Origin of the sequence: uncultured Microbacterium sp. (assembly GCF_963524805.1) — a bacterium.
Classification (GTDB): Bacteria; Actinomycetota; Actinomycetes; order Actinomycetales; family Microbacteriaceae; genus Microbacterium.
This window is the reverse complement of the sequence record NZ_CAURGG010000002.1, coordinates 309,816-326,857: the sequence shown is the minus strand read 5'-3', so window position 1 is coordinate 326,857 and position 17,042 is coordinate 309,816. Positions and strand designations below refer to the sequence as shown.

Genomic DNA, 17,042 nt, shown 5'->3' with positions numbered 1-17,042 from the left:
CACCACCCCCACCCGTCGTGCTCAGTCGGTGATGCCCACCGACCGCGAAAGCGTGTCGACCTCGTCGTCGCTCAGCTCGAGATCGGCGGCTTTCGCGGAGTCGACGATGGATGCCGGACGACGGGCACCGGGAATCGGAATGACCTGCGGGTCCAGCGCGAGCTCCCACGCCAGCACGACCTGCTGGGGGCTGACCCCGTGGGCCTCGCCGACCTCGCTGAACGCGCCGAAGCGGCTTCCGACCTCACGGCCTCCTCCGCCGGTGCCGCCGAGCGGGCTCCACGGGAGGAAGGCGATGCCGTGCGCACCGCAATAGCGCAACTCGTCGATGCTGCCCGTGTGCCGCGGGGAGAATTCGTTCTGCACGCTCGCGAGGTTGCCATCGCCGAGAACCTGCTGAGCGATCTCGATCTCTTCGAGGCTGGCGTTCGAGATGCCCACGGCGCGGATGAGTCCCTCCTGCTGCAGCGTCGCGAGAGTCGCCATGACCTCGCCGTAGACGAGCCAGCGGTCGGGGCGGTGGTACTGGTACAGCTCGATCGTCTCGACGCCGAGATTCTCGAGCGACCGCTCAACGGCCAGGCGGAGGTACATCGCCGAGCCGTCACGGCCCCACGCCTCCCCCTCGCTTCGGGTGATCCCGCCCTTGGTGGTGACGAAGATCTGGGACGTGTCTCCGCCCCACGACCGCAGCGCTTCGGCGACGATGCGCTCGTTGTGACCCATCTCGTTCCACGCCGGCGCGTAGATGTCGGCGGTGTCGATGAGCGTCACTCCGGCATCGAGAGCGGCCTGAACGGTGGCGATCGCCTCGTCGTGCGAGGGGAAGCGGTTGTCGCTGTTCATCGACATGGGCATTGCGCCCAGACCGATCGCGGACACCTGTCGGCCTGCCAGCGTGCGGTGCTGCATCCTGTTCTCCTCATCGTGCTTCTCTTCGTGGCGTCGTTCCAGACTGCCAGTGGGGGCGGTCCGCGGACAGGGCTGGACAAGCGCGATGAAAGTGCTCACGCACCCTCCGCGATGTCGGAGGCCCCTGGCATCATTAGAACATGCATTCGAAAGGCATCGTGGGTTTCAGCGACGCGGACACAGCCGCGCTCGCCGAGATCGTTGCCGACGTCGAGAAGTCGCAACAGCTGCTCGCCGCGGCGCAGGCGGCGCAGATTCGGGCGCTCGCTCGTGCCGGCGACCTCGCCCGCAAGCAGTCGACGCATGCCCTGGCGCGCGTGCGGGAGCACGATATGGCTCTTCGTGCCATCTCCGCCGAAGTGGCCGGGATCATGAAGACGACCGATCGCTCCGTGCAGCGTCAGATCGGCGAGGCGACCGAACTGGTCGAGGACTACCCGGCCACGCTGCAGGCGTGGGAGGAGGCCACGATCACGCGCGGACATGTTCGCGCGATCGTCGAGACGGGTGCGATCCTGCCGCCCGACCAGCGGCCGGCGTTCGAGGCGGAGGCCCTGGCCAAGTGCGCTGTCGACACCCCCGGACGGGTGCGCGGCGAACTCGCGCTGCTCGCCGAGCGCCTGCATCCCCGCACCCTCACCGAGCGCCATCGTGAGGCCCGCGATCACCGCCGCGTCGAGGTGTTGACCCTCGCTGACGGCATGTCCGCGCTGACCACCACGGGTCCGACGCTGCTCATCGATGCGATCTACGACCGCCTCACCCAGCAGGCGCGCGCCATCGTCGATGCCCGCTCGCAAGCGGCGGCTGACCTGCGCGCGGCGAAGAACGGAGCCGAGACGGATGCCGCGGCCACGGCGCCGCAAGAACCGGCCCCGTGGCAGGCCATCGCCTCAGACACGCGCACGATGGACCAGCTCCGGGCCGACATCGTCGCGGACATGCTCCTCACCGCCGCCCCGGACGCGGATCCGACTCGGACCGATGACGCAGCGGGCACTCTCGGTGCCATCCGCGCGAGAGTTCAGATCGTCGTGCCTGCCCTGACCCTGCTCGGCGCCGCGGACGAGCCCGCTGACCTCGTCGGCCGCTCACCGATCGACGCGGAGACAGCGCGCGAACTGGCGTGTCTGACGCGCAGCCCGTGGGAGCGGATCCTTACGAATCCCGTGACCGGTGCGGTGCTTCACGTCGACACTTATCAGCGCACCGCTGCGATCGACCGGTATCTGCGGGCGCGTGATCAGCACTGCCGATTCCCCGGCTGCCGGCTTCCGGCGATCCGCTGCGAGGTCGACCACACCATCGATCATGCGCTCGGCGGCAAGACCGACACCCGCAATCTGGCCCACCTGTGTCAGCGGCATCATTCGATGAAGCAATTCACCGCCTGGCGGGTGCGACAGCTGGGCGACGGTGTTCTCGAGTGGAGGTCGCCGCTGGGCCGGACGTACATCGACCAGCCGCCTCCGCTCGGAGTGCATTTCCGGCCGGTCGACGATGCTGCGCAGCGGGGCGATCCGCCGGACGGCGCTCGCGAACCCGACGACGACTCGCCCGACGACATTCCCTTCTAGCGGCTGGAAGGCGCTTTGCTCACAGCGGGTACTGTGCGGGCTCGCGCCTCATCGTGATCCAGCGGGTCTCGGTGAACGCGTCGATGTTCGCCTGAACCCCGCCGTGCCGCGAACCGGTCCCCGACGATCCGGTGCCGCCGAACGGAGCGTTTGCCTCGTCGTTGACCGTCTGGTCGTTGATGTGGACGATGCCCGTCGGGATCCGCCGGGCCATCTCGAGCCCGGCGAACACATCGGCCGTGACGATGCCGAGCGACAGTCCGTAGTCCGTGCCCGCGGCCAGCTCGACCGCTTCATCGTCGGTCGTGAACGACACGACAGATGCGACAGGCCCGAAGACCTCGTCGCAGTACGCGGCAGCATCCCTCGGGGTGTTCGCGAGCACCGTCGGGCGATAGAACAACCCGTCGTACGAGCCCCCGGCACGCAGTTCGGCGCCCTGGGCGACGGCATCCTGAACAAGAGTGTGCACTCGGTCGCGCTGCACCTCATCGATGAGCGGCCCCAGATGTGCCGGACCCGCCGCCGGATCGCCGACGTGCATGGAATCCGCCTTGGCCGCCAGCTTCGTCACGTACTCGTCGAACAGCGACTCGTGCACGATGTGACGACCGACCGTCATGCAGATCTGACCCTGGTGCAGGAACGCACCCCAGGTGGCGAGGTTCACGGCCTTGTCGACATCCGCATCAGCGCGGATCACGTACGCCGAGTTGCCGCCCAGCTCGAGGTGCGCCCTCTTGAGGTGACGGCCGGCGAGCTCGCCGACGACGCGGCCGGCACGGGTCGACCCGGTGAACGCGATCACGCGGACGCGGGGGTCCGCGACCATGGCCTCACCCACCTCGGCACCGCCGGGCACAAGTTGCAGCAGGCCTGCCGGCAGCCCCGCCTCTTCGAAGATGCGCACCATCGAGACTCCCCCGGTGATGACGGTGCGGGGGTCGGGCTTGAGCAGCACGGCATTGCCGAGGGCGAGGGCGGGAGCGACGGCTCGGATGCCGAGGATCAGCGGCACGTTGAACGGCGAGATGACCCCGACCACGCCGACCGGCACCTGCTGGGCGAGCGAGAGGCGCGGCTCCTCACTGGAGAGGATCGACCCGAGCGGGGCGGACGGCAGAGCCGACGCCTCGTAGCACTCGGCCGCAGTGACGTGCAGCGCGAAGCCGGCGAGGGGCGGGATCGCCCCGACCTCGCGGATGTTCCAGCCGCCGATCTCGTCGGCGTACTGCTCCCACAGCTGCCCGGCCCGGCGGAGCACGGCCGCGCGCGCGGGGTGCGGCAGCGCAGCCCACTCCTTCTGCGCGGATGCCGCACCTTCGGCGGCCCGCGCGACATCGGCGGCATCCGCCATGCCGACCATGGCGAGCGTCTCACCGGTCGCCGGCTCGATCGAGGCGATCTCGCCGCCGCCGCCGACGACCCATTCGCCGTCGATGAAGATCTTGCCCGCGAACACCGCGGGGTCGATGAGGGTCTGCTCGGTGTCGGTCGCGGTACTCATGGGTCTTCTCTCTCGTCGAATCGGAAGGGCGGGTCATCTCTCAGGACAGCTGACGTTCCTCGCTCGACTGCGCCAGGGCGCGGAACTGCTCATCGGATGCCGCGCTCAGCATCTCTCGTGCGTTCCAGTAGACCGCGAACGAGCGATCGGCGGGCCAGTCGTCGTCCATGAACGCCCGCGGCAGACGAGGATCGGCTCCCAGAAGCGCCAGCCAGTCGGCCACGAGCATCGCGCGAGCCGCCAGGGGGCTGCCGGCGTCGGCGACGGTGGCCGGGTCGCTCCAGGTCGCGATGAAAGCCAGGTGCTCATCGCGGATGCGCGCGATGTCCCACGCACCCCGCACATTGTCGGCCATCGCATAACCGGGAAGCTCACGAGCGTGGAAGGCCGTGATCGCCGCCACCGGCAGATCGGCGCGGAGAGGTTCCAGGGCCGCAGCGAGATCGACCTCGCCCGGCGCGAGCCACAGCCCGTCGCGCAGGGGGGCGAACCCCTCCCAGCTCAGCGCCGAGCGCAGCCGATGCCGGAGGGTGCGCTGGTCTTCGGGCACGGTGAAGGTCACCAGAGTCCATCCGGTGCCGTGCGGCGCGAACGGATGAGGGCCGCGCACCCGCTCGGTCGCCTCTCGCAGCACGGCGCCGCCGTGGTCGGTGAGCGAGAAGAAGATCTCCCGTCCGCGCTTCTGCCTCTCGAGCAGGCCCCGCTTCACGAAGCGATCGAGCGTCGCCCGCGTCGCCGGTGCCGCGACCCCCGCGCCCTCGAGCACGTCGATGAGGGCGCTCGCGCGCAGGGGAGGCACGTCCTGGTCGACCACATGCTCGCCGAAGAAGGCCAGCAGCAGCTTCTTCGGCTGACGGCTGCGCATCCCTCTCCCTCTCCCTCTCTCGCGCACTTCCGGGCGGCTCACCCTGCGGGTCGCACGGCCTCGCCGCGCTTGGCGCGCTGGATCTGCTCGTACACGTGCGTGCGCAGCTCCGTGAACCTCGGCAGGGCGCGCGTCGTGATCTGATCGCGTTCGGGTGCCAAATCGATCGCCAGGTCCTCCTGCACCCACGTCGGCGACTTCGACAGCACGACGACGCGTTCGCCAAGGTACACCGACTCGTCGATGTCGTGAGTGACGAACAGGATCGACATCCCGCGCTCGCGATGAAGCGTCCGAACGAGGTCCTCCAGATCTGCGCGCGTCTGCGCGTCCACCGCGGCGAACGGCTCGTCCATGATGAGCACCTCCGGCTGGTACGCAACGGCCCGCGCGATGGCGACGCGCTGCTGCATCCCGCCCGACAGCTGCCACGGGTAGCTCTTGGCCGCGTGATCCAGACCGACCGCGACCAGCGCGTCATCGATGAGGCGATCCCGCTCCGCTCGCGAGAGCTTCTTGTGCTTGAGCGGCAGCTCGACGTTCCCGCGCACGGTCAGCCACGGATACAGGCTGCGCCCGTACTCCTGGAAGACCAGCGCCATCTTGTCCGGCGGAGACGTCACCGTCTTGCCGTCCAGCTCCACGAACCCCGAGGTCGGCTTGAGCAGCCCGGCGATGCATTTGAGCAGCGTCGTCTTGCCGCATCCCGAGGGGCCGACGATGCACACCAGCTCGCCGGCATCCATCCGGAAGCTGATGTCTCCGATCGCCTCGACGTTGCCCGTCGAGGACTCGTAGACCTTCCTCAGGTTGCGCACGTCCAGCAGCGTGGTGCGCTCGTTCGAATCAGGCACGTTCGACCTCCTTGATTCCGTGGTACCAGCGCAGCACGCGACGCTCGACGAATCCGAAGATGGTCGCGAGCAGCACTCCGATCAGCCCGAGCAGCAGGATGCCGCTCCACATCTCGGCGATGAGGTAGTTGCGCTGGAAGTAGACGATCTGAAAGCCCAGCCCCGACGACGAATAGCCGAGCTCGGAGATGACCATCAGGATGAGCGCGATCGACAGCGACTGGCGCACCCCCGCCATGATGCGCGGGCTCGCTGCGGGCAGCACGAGGAATCGCAGCCGCTGCGACCGGCTCACCGCGAAGGAGCGAGCCGTCTCGGTCATGATCGAATCGGTGGAGCGCACGCCCTCGATGGTGTTGAGCAGGATCGGCCACACGGAGCCGACGACGATCACGACGATCTTCATCGCATCGGTCGGGCCCATCAGCACGACCGCGATCGGGAGCAGAACGGGCGGCGGCACGGCGCGGAAGAATTCCAGCATCGGCTCGAGCAGGTCGCGCAGCCACCGGTTCAGGCCGATCAGCATGCCGAAGCCGATGCCGGCGACGATCGAGATCAGGATGCCGATGGCGAGGCGAGCGAGGCTCGGCAGGACATCGGTGATGAACGCCGGTCCGATCCAGGTGTCCACGAACGCCTGGATGAGCTCAGCCGGGGACGGGAAGAACTTCGCGGGGGCGACGGTCGCCCAGATTCCCCAGAGGACCACGAGGATGACCGGCAGGCCGATCGCGTAGAGGGTGTTCTCGCCGATCTTGGCCCACACCCGCGCCGGGCGGCGGGGCGTGACGATGGTGCTGGTGTAGAGCGTCACAGCACATCCTCCCCGCGCACCGACTGATGCCATGACAGCGTCCGGCGCTCGATCGCGCGGAAGACGAGGTTGATGATCAGCCCGAGCAGCCCGGTCACGATCACCAGCGAATACACCGCCGGCCAGTTGCCCGCCGACTGGGCGAAGACGATCTCGCGCCCGAGGCCCGGGTTGCCGATGAACATCTCCGCGGTGATCGCCAGGATCAGCGCCACCGCGGCCGCCAGCCGCAGGCCCGTCATCAGGTACGGCAGCGCCGTCGGGAAGACGAGGTTGACCACGCGCGAGCCCCGCGACAGCCCGAAGCTGCGGGCGGTGTCGCGCGCGACGGCGTCCACGTCGGCGACCCCGTACAGCACCTGGATGAAGACCTGCCAGAAGCTCGCGTAGACGATGATCAGCAGCGCCGACTGGATCTGATACCCGAACAGCAGCACGGCGAGCGGGATGAGCGCCACCGACGGGATCGGTCGCAGGAACTCCACGGTCGTGTGCGTCGCGCGCCGCAGGAACGGCACCAGCCCGACGATCGTGCCGAGCACCGTCGCCAGCACGGTGGCGATCAGCAGGCCGAGGCCCCACTGCGTGAGCGTCCGACCGACGTTCCGCCAGAACTCCAGATCGCGCACGTCCTGGGCGAGCTGGGAAAGGGTCACGGTGGCCGGGGGGAAGTATTGCGGGTCGACGACTCCGAGTGCCGGCAGCAGCTGCCAGGTCAGGAGGAAGCCGGCGATGCCGGCCAGGCCCAGCGCGATCTTGCGGACGGATCGAGTCCGTCGGCCGCGACGGAAGCGTCCCGCATCCGTCGAACTCTGCGTCGTGGCCGTCCCCTCGGGGACGAGCGTGGTGACGGCACTGCGCATGGCTCTCCTCCCGAGGGTGTGATGACAGGACCGGATGCCGCCGGTTGCGGCATCCGGTCCTTCCTGCTGTGCGCTACTGCTGCTGGATCATCGTGGCGTAGTCGGGCTCGGCCGGGATGTACGCGAACTCCACCGCCAGCGCTCCGAGGTCTTCGATGCCGGCGTCCGCGAGGTCCCACGTGAAGGTGGGCAGGGTGATGCCGGCAGCCGCCTCCTCCGGGATCTCGAGGTTCTTCGCGATCGCGGCGCGGACGGCGTCCTCGTTGTCCGCCGCCCAATCGAGTGCCTCCGACATCGCGTCGGAATACGCCGCGACGAGCTCGGGATCCTCATCGAGCATCGCCTGGGTGGTGATGTTCGTGAGCACCGTGAGTCCCGGAATGGTCGCCTGATACGGCTGGACGACCGACACGCCGCCCCCGCCCAGCACGATGCCGCGGAACGGGTCAGGTGCCCACGCGGCGTCCATGGTGCCTGCCTCCAGCTGTGCCGGCACATCCGGGAAGACGACCTCGACGAACTCGATCGTCGAGGGGTCGCCGCCGTCGTCCTGCACGGCTTTGCGGATCGTGAGGTCACCGGCGGCGCCGATCGTGTTGACCGAGACCTTCTTGCCGGCCAGATCCGCGGGGCGGGTGATGCCGGAGTCGCCGAGCGCGACCACGGCGTTCACGTCATCGCCCTCCGTGTTGCTGTTGGCGTAGTTGCCGACGATCACGACGCCCAGGTCCTGCTGGTCGGCGCGGATCGGGCCGAACGGCTGGCCGATCGCGAACTGGATGTCTCCGCTGAGGAGAGCGGGGATGGCGTTCGCACCGCCCTGCGCAGGCACGACTTCGATCTCGAGGCCGTGGTCGGCGAAGATGCCCTCGTCGATGGCGGCCCAGAGGGCGCCGGTCTCGGCGATCGGGAGCGCGGCGACGCGGACCGTCGTCATCTCCGTGGGCTCGGCGTCGCCGCTGGCGGCGGGACTCGCTGCCGGCGGGGCTGCGGAATCGGTGCAGCCGGCCAGCGCCAGCGCTGCTGCTGCCAGCACACCGAGTGCGGCAAGACTCTTCTTCATTGACGGGCCTCTCGTGGTTCCTGGTGGGATCGCCAACGAATCGGACGCACACGACGCCGTGTTGACGGTGCCATCGTGCGCCTCCGACCGCACTCTTGTCAAGAAAAATGTGACGGTCGTCACGAAAACTTTGAATAAGTCGCGGAAGCCGTGTTGGCTCTAGACAGTCACTATGTAGATAGGTAAAGTTGCTCCCGCGGCGCAGAGCAGCGCTGTGATGGAAAGCGGAGAGGACCTCGATCAGTGTCGAAGACCACGCATGTCACGGCCAACCCTCAGGCGGCGCTCGAGCTGGTGAACGGCTACTCGCTCGAGATGACCGGCAAGGACGTCCCCGGTCTGATGGAGGCGAAGGACAGCATCCCGGCCGGCACGAAGATCAACGTCACCTTCCTCGGGAACGAGGACCTTGAGATGCGGGTGGCTGCCGCGAACGCGGTCCGCGAGTCGGGCTTCGTCCCGGTCCCGCACATCTCCGCTCGCCGGCTGTCCTCCCGCGCACAGCTGGAGGAGTTCCTCTCGCGTCTGCAGGATGTCGGCGCCACCGAGAGCGTGTTCGTCGTGGGCGGCGACCCGGCCACGCCGGAAGGCCCCTACGAAGACTCCTACGACGTGATCCGCACCGGACTGCTGCGGGACTACGGCGTGAAGGAGGTGTCGATCGCGGGGTACCCCGAGGGGCACCCGGACATCTCGAACGAGGTGCTCTGGCGCGCGCTGGAGGAGAAGTCGCTCTCCCTGACCCAGCAGAACCTGAAGGCGACGATCCTCACCCAGTTCGCCTTCGACACCGACCCGGTGCTGGAGTGGATCGGACAGGTCCGCGCGCGCGGCATCGACAGTACGATCCGGATCGGCACCCCTGGGCCTGCCGGCATCAAGCGGCTGCTGGGGTTCGCGCGCCGGTTCGGCATCGGTGCGAACGCGATGATCGTGAAGAAGTACGGGTTCTCGCTGACGAACCTCATGGGAACCGCCGGGCCGGACACCTTCGTCACCGACCTGTCGGCGATGCTCGCCGAGGCCCCGGCGCCGGAAGGCGCCAAGTCCGGCCCCGTGAAGCTGCACTTCTACACGTTCGGCGGCCTGCTGGCGACCGCCGACTGGGCCCGTGAGTACGTCCGCGCACAGTCCTGACAGGCTTTACCCCATGACTGTGCACAACGAAGCTCTGCGCGACCATGCCTGCCTGATCGTCCACGGCCCGGACGGGCCGGGGATCGTCTCGGCGGTGACGGCGCTGATCACCCGCAACTCCGGCAACATCGTCCAGCTCGACCAGTATTCCGACGACGCGAACGGCGGCAACTTCTTCCAGCGCGTCGTCTTCCACCGCGCCGATCTGGCGGCGGCGATGCCCGACATCGAGGCGGACCTCGCCGAGACCGTCGGCGGGCTGGGCCTGGAGTGGACCCTGACAGACCAGTCCGTGCCCAAGCGGATGGCGATCCTCGCCTCCACGTCCGACCACTGCCTGCTCGAACTGCTCTGGCGCCACCGTCGGGGTGAGCTGCCGGTGACGATCCCGATGGTGATCTCCAACCACACCAACACCGCCGAGGACGTCCGCTCGTTCGGCATCCCCTTCTTCCACGTCCCCTCGCAGGGCCCGGACAAGTCCGAGGCCGAGGCGAAGATCCTCGAGCTGCTCACCGGCAACGTCGATTTCATCGTCCTCGCCCGGTACATGCAGATCATCTCCGAGGGATTCCTCGACGCGGTCGGGGTGCCGGTGATCAACATCCACCACTCCTTCCTGCCCGCCTTCATCGGCGCCGCCCCCTACCGCAAGGCCAAGGAGCGCGGCGTGAAGCTCATCGGCGCGACCAGCCACTACGTGACCAAGGACCTCGACGAGGGGCCGATCATCGAGCAGGACGTCGCCCGCGTCAACCACGCGATGGATGCCGCCGACCTGCAGTCCCGCGGCGCCTACGTCGAACGCGCCGTGCTCTCCCGCGCCGTCCAGTGGCACGCGCAGGACCGCGTCATCCGCCACGGCAACCAGACCATCGTCTTCACCGACAGACCGTAAACCGACCCCCACGCCTCACCCCGAGGCTCATCGAAAGAACAGAGAGGTTCACCATGGCCCACAAGAATCTGCAGGAAGTGATCGACGCGGCATCCAGCCCGGTCGAGCTTCTGCGCAACTCCCAGATCGGCTCCTACATCTATCCGGTCGTCCCCGCGGACTTCCAGAACTGGATCAAGGAGCAGAAGGCCTGGCGCGACACGGCGGTCCTGTACGACCAGTCGCACCACATGGACAACCTCTTCCTGCGGGGCTCCGACGCGATCAAGCTCATCTCGGACACCGCGATCAACTCCACCGCGGTGTTCCCGGTCGACAAGGCCAAGCAGTACGTGCCGACGACGGCATCCGGCCACGTGATCGGCGACGGCATCCTCTTCCGCGAAGGTGAGGACGAGTACGTCTACGTCGGCCGGGCTCCCGCGGCGAACTGGCTGCTGTACCACGGCGAGACCGGCGGCTACGGCAACCTCGACATCGAGATCGACCGTCGCTCGCCCTCGCGCCCCTACGGCCACGAGGTCACCCGCAAGTACTACCGCTTCCAGATTCAGGGCCCGAACGCCTGGTCGGTCATCGAGAAGCTGAACGGCGGACCGCTCGAGCAGCTGAAGTTCTTCAACATGTCGACCATGACGATCGACGGGACGACCGTCCGCACCCTGCGCCACGGCATGGCCGGCGCGCCGGGCCTGGAGATCTGGGGCCCCTACGCCGACCACGACCGCATTTGGACCGCGATCGTGAACGCCGGTGCCGAGTTCGGGCTGGTGCCGGTCGGCTCGCGCGCCTACCCCTCGAACACCCTCGAATCCGGCTGGATCCCCTCCCCCCTGCCCGCGATCTACACCGGCGCCGAAGAGCGGGGCTACCGCGAGTGGCTGCCTGCCGACGGCTACGAGGCGACAGGCACCCTCGCCGGCTCCTTCGTCTCGGAGAACATCGAGGACTACTACCTGACACCGTGGGAGCTCGGCTACGGCAACTTCGTGAAGTTCGACCACGACTTCATCGGCCGCGATGCGCTGGAGAAGGTCGAGCCGGCATCGCAGCGCAAGAAGGTCACCCTCGCGTGGGACGCCGAAGACCTCGGCAAGGTCTGGACCTCGCTGCTGAACGTCGACGGACCCAACTACAAGTTCTTCGACCTGCCGCTGGCCAACTACGGCTCGGCCAACTACGACTCCGTCGTGGACGAGGACGGCACGGTCGTGGGCTACTCGATGTTCACCGGCTACAGCGCCAATGAGCGCCGCGGCCTGTCGCTGGCGACCGTCGACCCCAACGTGCCCGAGGGCACCGAGCTCAAGGTCGTCTGGGGTGAGCCGAACGGCGGCACCACCAAGGCGAGCGTCGAACCGCACGAGCAGACCGAGGTGCGGGTCGTGGTCAGCCCGGTGCCGTACTCGACCGTCGCCCGCGCCACCTACCAGGGCGGCTGGCGGACGCAGTACCAGCCCGCCTGATCCGGCGCAATATGCTCGAGGGGGTTCGGAGGCTTCGGCTGCCGGACCCCCTCGTACCATCTCCGCACCGTCACCGACAAGGAGGAATCCGTGAGCCTGCGCTACGCCCTGCTCGCGCTCCTGCGCGTCGGACCGCTGTCGGGCTACGACCTGCAGAAGCAGTTCTCGCTCTCGGTCGGTCACGTGTGGCACGCCCCCGACTCCCAGATCTATCCCGAGCTTCGCAAGATGGAGACCGAGGGGCTCATCGAGGGCGAGGAGCAGGCGCGCGGCCAGCGGGGCACGCGACGGGTGTACCACGTGACGGATGCCGGAAACCTGGCCTACCAGGAGTGGATGCGCTCGCCCCTGGACTACCAGCGGGTCCGGGATCCCGCGCATCTGCGGGCCGCCTACCTCGAGAACACCACTCCGGACGCCGCCCGCGCCTTCTTCCTCGGGCACATCGCGGAGTGGGAGTCCGAGCTCGAGCAGTGGGAGCAGGAGCTGCGCCGCATCGACGCGCGCGACAACCCCATGCTCGTGCGCCGGCTCGCGGTCACCCCCGCGAAGGATCATGAGCGCACCGTCGCGTTCAAGCGCTTCACGTACGAGGGCCTGGTCGATCGAGCGAACGGCGAGATCGCGTGGGCCAAGCGTGGACTCGCGCTCGTGGATCGCCTGGGCTGACTCGCGCTCACTGCGCGAGATCACCCGCTCCTCCCGAGGTCACCGGCTGCCTGCGTGTGCGGCGTGTGCGCTCGCGGATACCGGGTGATCTCGCGCGGGGGCGACGGTCAGTGCACGTACTCCATGAGGTCGGTGCCCAGGGTGCGAAAGGCTTTGTGGGCGCGCAGCCGGTGCGCGATCGACAGGTCATCGAAGCAGACGATCAGGGCGTACGCCACGCCCGCCCGCGGCCCCGCCAGCACGCCGGCTTCGACCCGGATGCCGGCATCCTGACCCGTCTTGTTGATGAACAGCAGCCCGTGCTCGTCGTTCTCGTGGTCGAACGGATCGAGGCCGGTCGCCGAGGCCACCAGCGACAGGTCGTGGTTCAGGCTCAGCCACTCGGCGACCTGCGCGCTGACGCCCGGCGAGACGGCCTGCGAGTTCACGAGCGCCGCGAAGATCTCGGCCAGCTCACGCGCTGAGCCGAGCGCGACCTGCGGTGCGTCGTCGGGCCCGCGCTCGTCGCGGAACCGGTCCAACAGCGCGGAGTGCGTCATCCCGAGCTGCTCGATGCGAGCACGTACGGCGGGCAGGCCCACGCGCGCGATCAGCGCGTTTGCGGCCAGCGCATCACCGGTTGCGGCCGTGAGCACCGCGAGGTCGACCAGCGGCAGCGCCGGAGCCTTGAGATGCTGCCATACCCCGGCGACCTCGACAGGCTCGAGCGAGGACTTCTCGATGATCTCCAGCGGCTCGAGGGCGCCGGACTCGAAGCCCGCAGCGACCTCGATGAGCAGCGGCACGACACCGAGCCCTGCGACCGGCAGGGTCACGAAGTCATCGCCCGCGAGCACGGTCGTGCCGCGGTCGAGATCTGTGATGTGCACCGAGACGCGCGCGCCGGCAGAGGCGAGTTCGTCCAGCGCCTTCAGCGTCGAGGTGAACGACCGGCGACCGACGGCGGCGCGTCGGGGCAGTCGTCTGCTGCTTCGTCGCAACCCCCGCAGCGACTCCGCGTCCCGTTTGGGCTCAGGGGCAATGCCCACGAGTGGGTTCCTCTCAGAGAATTGGGGGTCTCACCAGATGGTGACACGCTTGTCGGCGTCGAGCCACAGCTCGTCCGACTCCGTGACATCGAACGCATCGTAGAACGCGTCGATGTTGCGGACGATCTGGTTGCAGCGGAACTCGTTGGGCGAGTGGGGGTCGATCGTCAGCAGGCGGATGGTCTCGGCATCCCGGCCCTTCTGCTGCCAGATCTGCGCCCACGACAGCAGCAGCCGCTGGATGCCGCTGTAGCCGTCGATCACGGGTGCTTCTTCGCCGTTCAGCGACAGCTCGTACGCCTTGATCGCGATGCCGAGGCCGCCGAGGTCGCCGATGTTCTCGCCGATCGTGAGAGCGCCGTTGACGGTGTTCTCCTCCGCGAGGCCCCGCGGCACGAGGGCGTTGAACTGCTCGATCAGCACGCCGGTGCGCTCCTCGAATGCCGTGCGGTCGGCATCCGTCCACCAGTCCCGCAGCGACCCGTCGCCGTCGAACCGGCTGCCCTGGTCGTCGAAGCCGTGACCGATCTCGTGCCCGATGACCGCTCCGATTCCGCCGTAGTTGGCTGCCGCATCGCGATCCGCCTCGAAGAAGGGATGCTGGAGGATCGCCGCCGGGAAGACGATCTCGTTCATGAGCGGGTTGTAGTACGCGTTCACCGTCTGCGGCGTCATGTACCACTCGTCGCGGTCGACCTCGCCGCCGATGCGGCCGATCTGGCGGTCGTGCTCGTGGATGTGCGCGCGGCGCACGTTGCCGACCAGGTCGCCGCCGTCGATCTCGAGCGCGGAGTAGTCGCGCCACTTCACGGGGTAGCCGATCTTCGGGGTGAAGGCGTCGAGCTTGGCGAGCGCGCGCTCGCGCGTCTCCGCAGTCATCCACTCGAGGCTCGTGATGCTCTGGCGGTAGGCCTCGATGAGGTTCGCGACCAGTTCGTCCATCGCCGCCTTCGAGGCGGGCGGGAAGTGCCTTTCCACGTACACGCGGCCGATGGCCTCGCCCATCGCCGCTTCGGCCAGGCCGACGCCGCGCTTCCAGCGCTCTCGGTTGACCGGAACGCCCGTGAGCTGCGTCCCGTAGAACGCGAAGTTCTCGTCGACGAACGCATCCGAGAGGAACGCCGCGGCGCCGTGCACGATGCGCCACCGCACCCACGCCTTCCAGTCCTCGAGTCGCTCCTCGCTCAGCAGCGACCCCAGCCCCTCGAAGAAGCTCGGCTGGTAGACGTTCGCCTCGGCGAAGGCGTCCTCGCGGCCCGGGGCCGTCCCCTCCAGCCACGGGCGCAGGTCGACGCCGGCCAGTTCGGTCACGGCATCCCACGACATCAGGTTGTAGGTCGCGACCGCGTCCCGGCTCTTGACGTTGTCCCAGTGGTGCGTGGCGACCTCGGTCTCCAGCGCGAAGATGCGGTCGGCGGATGCCGCGGCATCGGCGACGCCCGCGAGTTCGAGCAGCCGCTCGATGTGGCCGCGGTAGGCGGTGCGGACGGCCTCGAAGTTCTCGAGCCGGTAGTAGCTCTCGTCGGGCAGCGACAGCCCGCCCTGCACGAGGAACGGCACATAGCGCTTCGGGTTGCCGGGGTCCGGTTCGACGTACAGACCGACGAGGCCGCCGATGCCGTCGCGCTCGAGCTCGCCGAGCGTGCGCAGCAGCGCCGGAATCGAATCGATCGCGTCAGCCCTCCCGAGCTGCTCGGCCAAAGGCTCCGCCCCCAGTTCGTTGATGTGCGCGGTGTTCATGAAGCTCGTGTACAGATCGCCGATCTTGCGCGATTCGGTGCCGGGCTCGGCATCCCGCGTCTCTTCGACGATCGCACGGACGTCCTTCTCGGCCTGCTCGGCGATGAGGTGGAATGAGCCCCAGCGCGCCTTGTCGTCGGGGATCTCGGTGCGATCGAGCCACGCGCCGTTCACATGGCGGAAGAGGTCGTCCTGGGGGCGGATCTCAGCACTGAGCTCGTCGAGCGCGAGACCGGATCGGGTATCGGTCATTCGTACAGGATATGCTCGCCCGCCCGGCGGATCAGCACCTTCTCGTACGCTCGAAGAGTGCCGACCCCTTCCCGCACGCTGAACCGCGACATCCTGCGCCTCGCCGTTCCGGCGCTCGGCTCGCTCATCGCCGAGCCGCTGTTCCTCATCGTCGACTCGGCGCTCGTCGGCCACCTCGGGGTCACCCCGCTCGCGGGGCTCGGCATCGCCTCGGCGGTGCTGCAGACGATCGTCGGACTCATGGTCTTCCTCGCCTATGCGACCACGCCGGCCGTCGCCCGGAGGTTCGGTGCGGGAGACCCGACGCGTGCGGTCTCGGTGGGCATCGACGGCATGTGGCTCGCCCTCGGCATCGGCGCGATCCTCGCCCTGGCCGGCTACCTGGCCACTCCTCTGATGGTCGGGCTGTTCGGCGCATCACCCGAGGTCGCCCGGGATGCCGAGACCTATCTGGGCATCTCGATGTGGGGACTGCCGGCCATGCTCATCGTGTTCGCCGCCACCGGGCTGCTGCGCGGAATGCAGGACACCGTCACGCCGCTGTGGATCGCCGGACTCGGCTTCGGCGCCAACGCGCTGCTGAACTGGCTGTTCATCTACGGCTTCGGCTGGGGCATCGGCGGCTCGGCGTTCGGCACGGTCGTGGCGCAGTGGGGCATGGTGGCCGCCTACGTGGTGGTGATCGGCAGGCTCGCCCGCACCCACTCGGCATCGGTGCGCCCGCACCGCGAGGGCGTCCGCGGCTCAGCGCGATCGGGCGGCTGGCTGTGCCTTCGCACCCTGTCTCTGCGCGCCGCCCTGCTGGCCACCGTCTTCGTCGCCACCACGCTCGGCACCGAGGAGCTCGCAGGGTGGCAGGTCGCCTTCACGATCTTCTCGACGGCAGCCTTCGCGCTGGACGCCCTCGCGATCGCCGCGCAGGCGCTCATCGGCAAGGGGCTCGGGGCGGGAAGGATCGACGACGTGCAGCGCACGCTCGGGCGCACCGTGGCGTGGGGCGCGTGGTTCGGCGTGATCGTCGGCGCCCTGATCGCGGCGTTCTCGGGTCTGATCGGGCTGCTGTTCACCGGCGACCCGGAGCTGGCTGCGCTGATCCAGCCGGCACTGCTCGTGCTGGCGGTCGCCCAGCCGCTCTGCGGAGTGGTGTTCGTGCTGGACGGCGTGCTGATCGGCGCGGGCGACGCCCGCTATCTCGCGATCGCCGGGCTGGTGAACCTGGTGCCGTTCGTGCCGGCACTCGTGATCCTCGCCGTCCTCGGCGTCGGCGGAGCCGCCGGTCTCGCCTGGCTGTCCGTCGCGTTCTTCGGCGTCTACATGCTCGCGCGGCTGGCGACGCTGGGCTGGCGGGTGCGCGGCGCCGTGTGGATGACCGCCGGATCCTGAGCCCCGGCATC

General features: G+C 68.6%; 15 protein-coding genes. 6 read left to right on the top strand and 9 right to left on the bottom strand.

The features are described from left to right. Nucleotides 1-21: 21 nt before the first annotated feature. Nucleotides 22-912, bottom strand: coding sequence for an aldo/keto reductase (locus tag RWQ91_RS05935; RefSeq protein ID WP_314503543.1), 891 nt, complete (start codon nt 910-912; stop codon nt 22-24). A gap of 140 nt (nt 913-1,052) precedes the next feature. On the opposite strand from RWQ91_RS05935, the gene RWQ91_RS05930 reads away from it, so the two are divergent. Continuing rightward, nucleotides 1,053-2,489 (top strand): DUF222 domain-containing protein, encoded by a 1,437-nt coding sequence (locus tag RWQ91_RS05930; RefSeq protein WP_314503541.1) that lies wholly within the window; start codon nt 1,053-1,055, stop codon nt 2,487-2,489. Between the two features lie 19 nt (nt 2,490-2,508). Here RWQ91_RS05930 and RWQ91_RS05925 read toward each other — a convergent pair whose 3' ends face one another. The 6 genes from RWQ91_RS05925 to RWQ91_RS05900 all read right to left on the bottom strand — a co-directional run bounded on the left by RWQ91_RS05925 (nt 2,509) and on the right by RWQ91_RS05900 (nt 8,458). Beyond that, the gene (locus RWQ91_RS05925) at nt 2,509-3,996 is read right to left on the bottom strand and encodes an aldehyde dehydrogenase family protein (protein ID WP_314503538.1); all 1,488 of its coding nucleotides are present in this window, start codon (nt 3,994-3,996) and stop codon (nt 2,509-2,511) included. A gap of 40 nt (nt 3,997-4,036) precedes the next feature. Next, on the bottom strand, nt 4,037-4,861 hold the full coding sequence (locus tag RWQ91_RS05920) for a PaaX family transcriptional regulator C-terminal domain-containing protein (RefSeq protein WP_314503535.1): 825 nt from the start codon (nt 4,859-4,861) through the stop codon (nt 4,037-4,039). Nucleotides 4,862-4,899: 38 nt separating this feature from the next. Beyond that, nucleotides 4,900-5,715 (bottom strand): ABC transporter ATP-binding protein, encoded by an 816-nt coding sequence (locus RWQ91_RS05915; protein WP_314503533.1) that lies wholly within the window; start codon nt 5,713-5,715, stop codon nt 4,900-4,902. Then, the gene (locus RWQ91_RS05910) at nt 5,708-6,532 is read right to left on the bottom strand and encodes an ABC transporter permease (protein WP_314503530.1); all 825 of its coding nucleotides are present in this window, start codon (nt 6,530-6,532) and stop codon (nt 5,708-5,710) included. The genes RWQ91_RS05915 and RWQ91_RS05910 overlap by 8 nt, the downstream gene beginning before the upstream one ends. After that, complete coding sequence (locus RWQ91_RS05905) at nt 6,529-7,395, bottom strand: ABC transporter permease (RefSeq protein WP_314503528.1); 867 nt, start codon at nt 7,393-7,395, stop codon at nt 6,529-6,531. Before RWQ91_RS05905 ends, RWQ91_RS05910 begins: the two co-directional genes overlap by 4 nt. A 73-nt stretch (nt 7,396-7,468) precedes the next feature. After that, nucleotides 7,469-8,458: an ABC transporter substrate-binding protein gene (locus tag RWQ91_RS05900; RefSeq protein WP_314503525.1), complete on the bottom strand. Its 990-nt coding sequence runs from the start codon at nt 8,456-8,458 to the stop codon at nt 7,469-7,471. 315 nt (nt 8,459-8,773) lie between these two features. On the opposite strand from RWQ91_RS05900, the gene RWQ91_RS05895 reads away from it, so the two are divergent. From RWQ91_RS05895 to RWQ91_RS05880, 4 genes are all read left to right on the top strand, one after another. Then, complete coding sequence (locus tag RWQ91_RS05895; protein ID WP_314504338.1) at nt 8,774-9,595, top strand: methylenetetrahydrofolate reductase; 822 nt, start codon at nt 8,774-8,776, stop codon at nt 9,593-9,595. 13 nt (nt 9,596-9,608) lie between these two features. Continuing rightward, entirely contained in the window at nt 9,609-10,493 is an 885-nt protein-coding gene (gene purU / locus RWQ91_RS05890; protein WP_314503522.1) for a formyltetrahydrofolate deformylase, read from the top strand. Between the two features lie 53 nt (nt 10,494-10,546). Then, nucleotides 10,547-11,959 (top strand): aminomethyl transferase family protein, encoded by a 1,413-nt coding sequence (locus RWQ91_RS05885; protein WP_314503520.1) that lies wholly within the window; start codon nt 10,547-10,549, stop codon nt 11,957-11,959. Between the two features lie 90 nt (nt 11,960-12,049). Further along, a complete protein-coding gene (locus RWQ91_RS05880; RefSeq protein WP_314503518.1) occupies nt 12,050-12,628 on the top strand; it encodes a PadR family transcriptional regulator in 579 nt (192 codons plus the stop codon). Between the two features lie 107 nt (nt 12,629-12,735). Here RWQ91_RS05880 and RWQ91_RS05875 read toward each other — a convergent pair whose 3' ends face one another. Both RWQ91_RS05875 and RWQ91_RS05870 read right to left on the bottom strand, forming a co-directional pair. Then, entirely contained in the window at nt 12,736-13,656 is a 921-nt protein-coding gene (locus RWQ91_RS05875) for a serine hydrolase (protein WP_314503515.1), read from the bottom strand. Between the two features lie 30 nt (nt 13,657-13,686). Then, nucleotides 13,687-15,648, bottom strand: a complete 1,962-nt coding sequence (locus tag RWQ91_RS05870) for a M13-type metalloendopeptidase (protein ID WP_314503514.1) — start codon at nt 15,646-15,648, stop codon at nt 13,687-13,689. Between the two features lie 57 nt (nt 15,649-15,705). On the opposite strand from RWQ91_RS05870, the gene RWQ91_RS05865 reads away from it, so the two are divergent. Then, entirely contained in the window at nt 15,706-17,031 is a 1,326-nt protein-coding gene (locus RWQ91_RS05865) for an MATE family efflux transporter (RefSeq protein WP_314503512.1), read from the top strand. The last annotated feature ends 11 nt before the right edge of the window (nt 17,032-17,042 follow it).

What these genes read in the sequence shown, in the direction of transcription:
- RWQ91_RS05885 (WP_314503520.1), top strand. Translation starts at nt 10,547, where the DNA reads ATGGCCCACAAGAATCTGCAGGAAGTGATCGACGCGGCATCCAGCCCG.
- RWQ91_RS05935 (WP_314503543.1), bottom strand. Translation starts at nt 912, where the DNA reads ATGCAGCACCGCACGCTGGCAGGCCGACAGGTGTCCGCGATCGGTCTG.
- RWQ91_RS05870 (WP_314503514.1), bottom strand. Translation starts at nt 15,648, where the DNA reads ATGACCGATACCCGATCCGGTCTCGCGCTCGACGAGCTCAGTGCTGAG.
- RWQ91_RS05895 (WP_314504338.1), top strand. Translation starts at nt 8,774, where the DNA reads ATGACCGGCAAGGACGTCCCCGGTCTGATGGAGGCGAAGGACAGCATC.
- RWQ91_RS05930 (WP_314503541.1), top strand. Translation starts at nt 1,053, where the DNA reads ATGCATTCGAAAGGCATCGTGGGTTTCAGCGACGCGGACACAGCCGCG.
- RWQ91_RS05900 (WP_314503525.1), bottom strand. Translation starts at nt 8,458, where the DNA reads ATGAAGAAGAGTCTTGCCGCACTCGGTGTGCTGGCAGCAGCAGCGCTG.
- RWQ91_RS05925 (WP_314503538.1), bottom strand. Translation starts at nt 3,996, where the DNA reads ATGAGTACCGCGACCGACACCGAGCAGACCCTCATCGACCCCGCGGTG.
- purU (WP_314503522.1), top strand. Translation starts at nt 9,609, where the DNA reads ATGACTGTGCACAACGAAGCTCTGCGCGACCATGCCTGCCTGATCGTC.
- RWQ91_RS05905 (WP_314503528.1), bottom strand. Translation starts at nt 7,395, where the DNA reads ATGCGCAGTGCCGTCACCACGCTCGTCCCCGAGGGGACGGCCACGACG.
- RWQ91_RS05920 (WP_314503535.1), bottom strand. Translation starts at nt 4,861, where the DNA reads ATGCGCAGCCGTCAGCCGAAGAAGCTGCTGCTGGCCTTCTTCGGCGAG.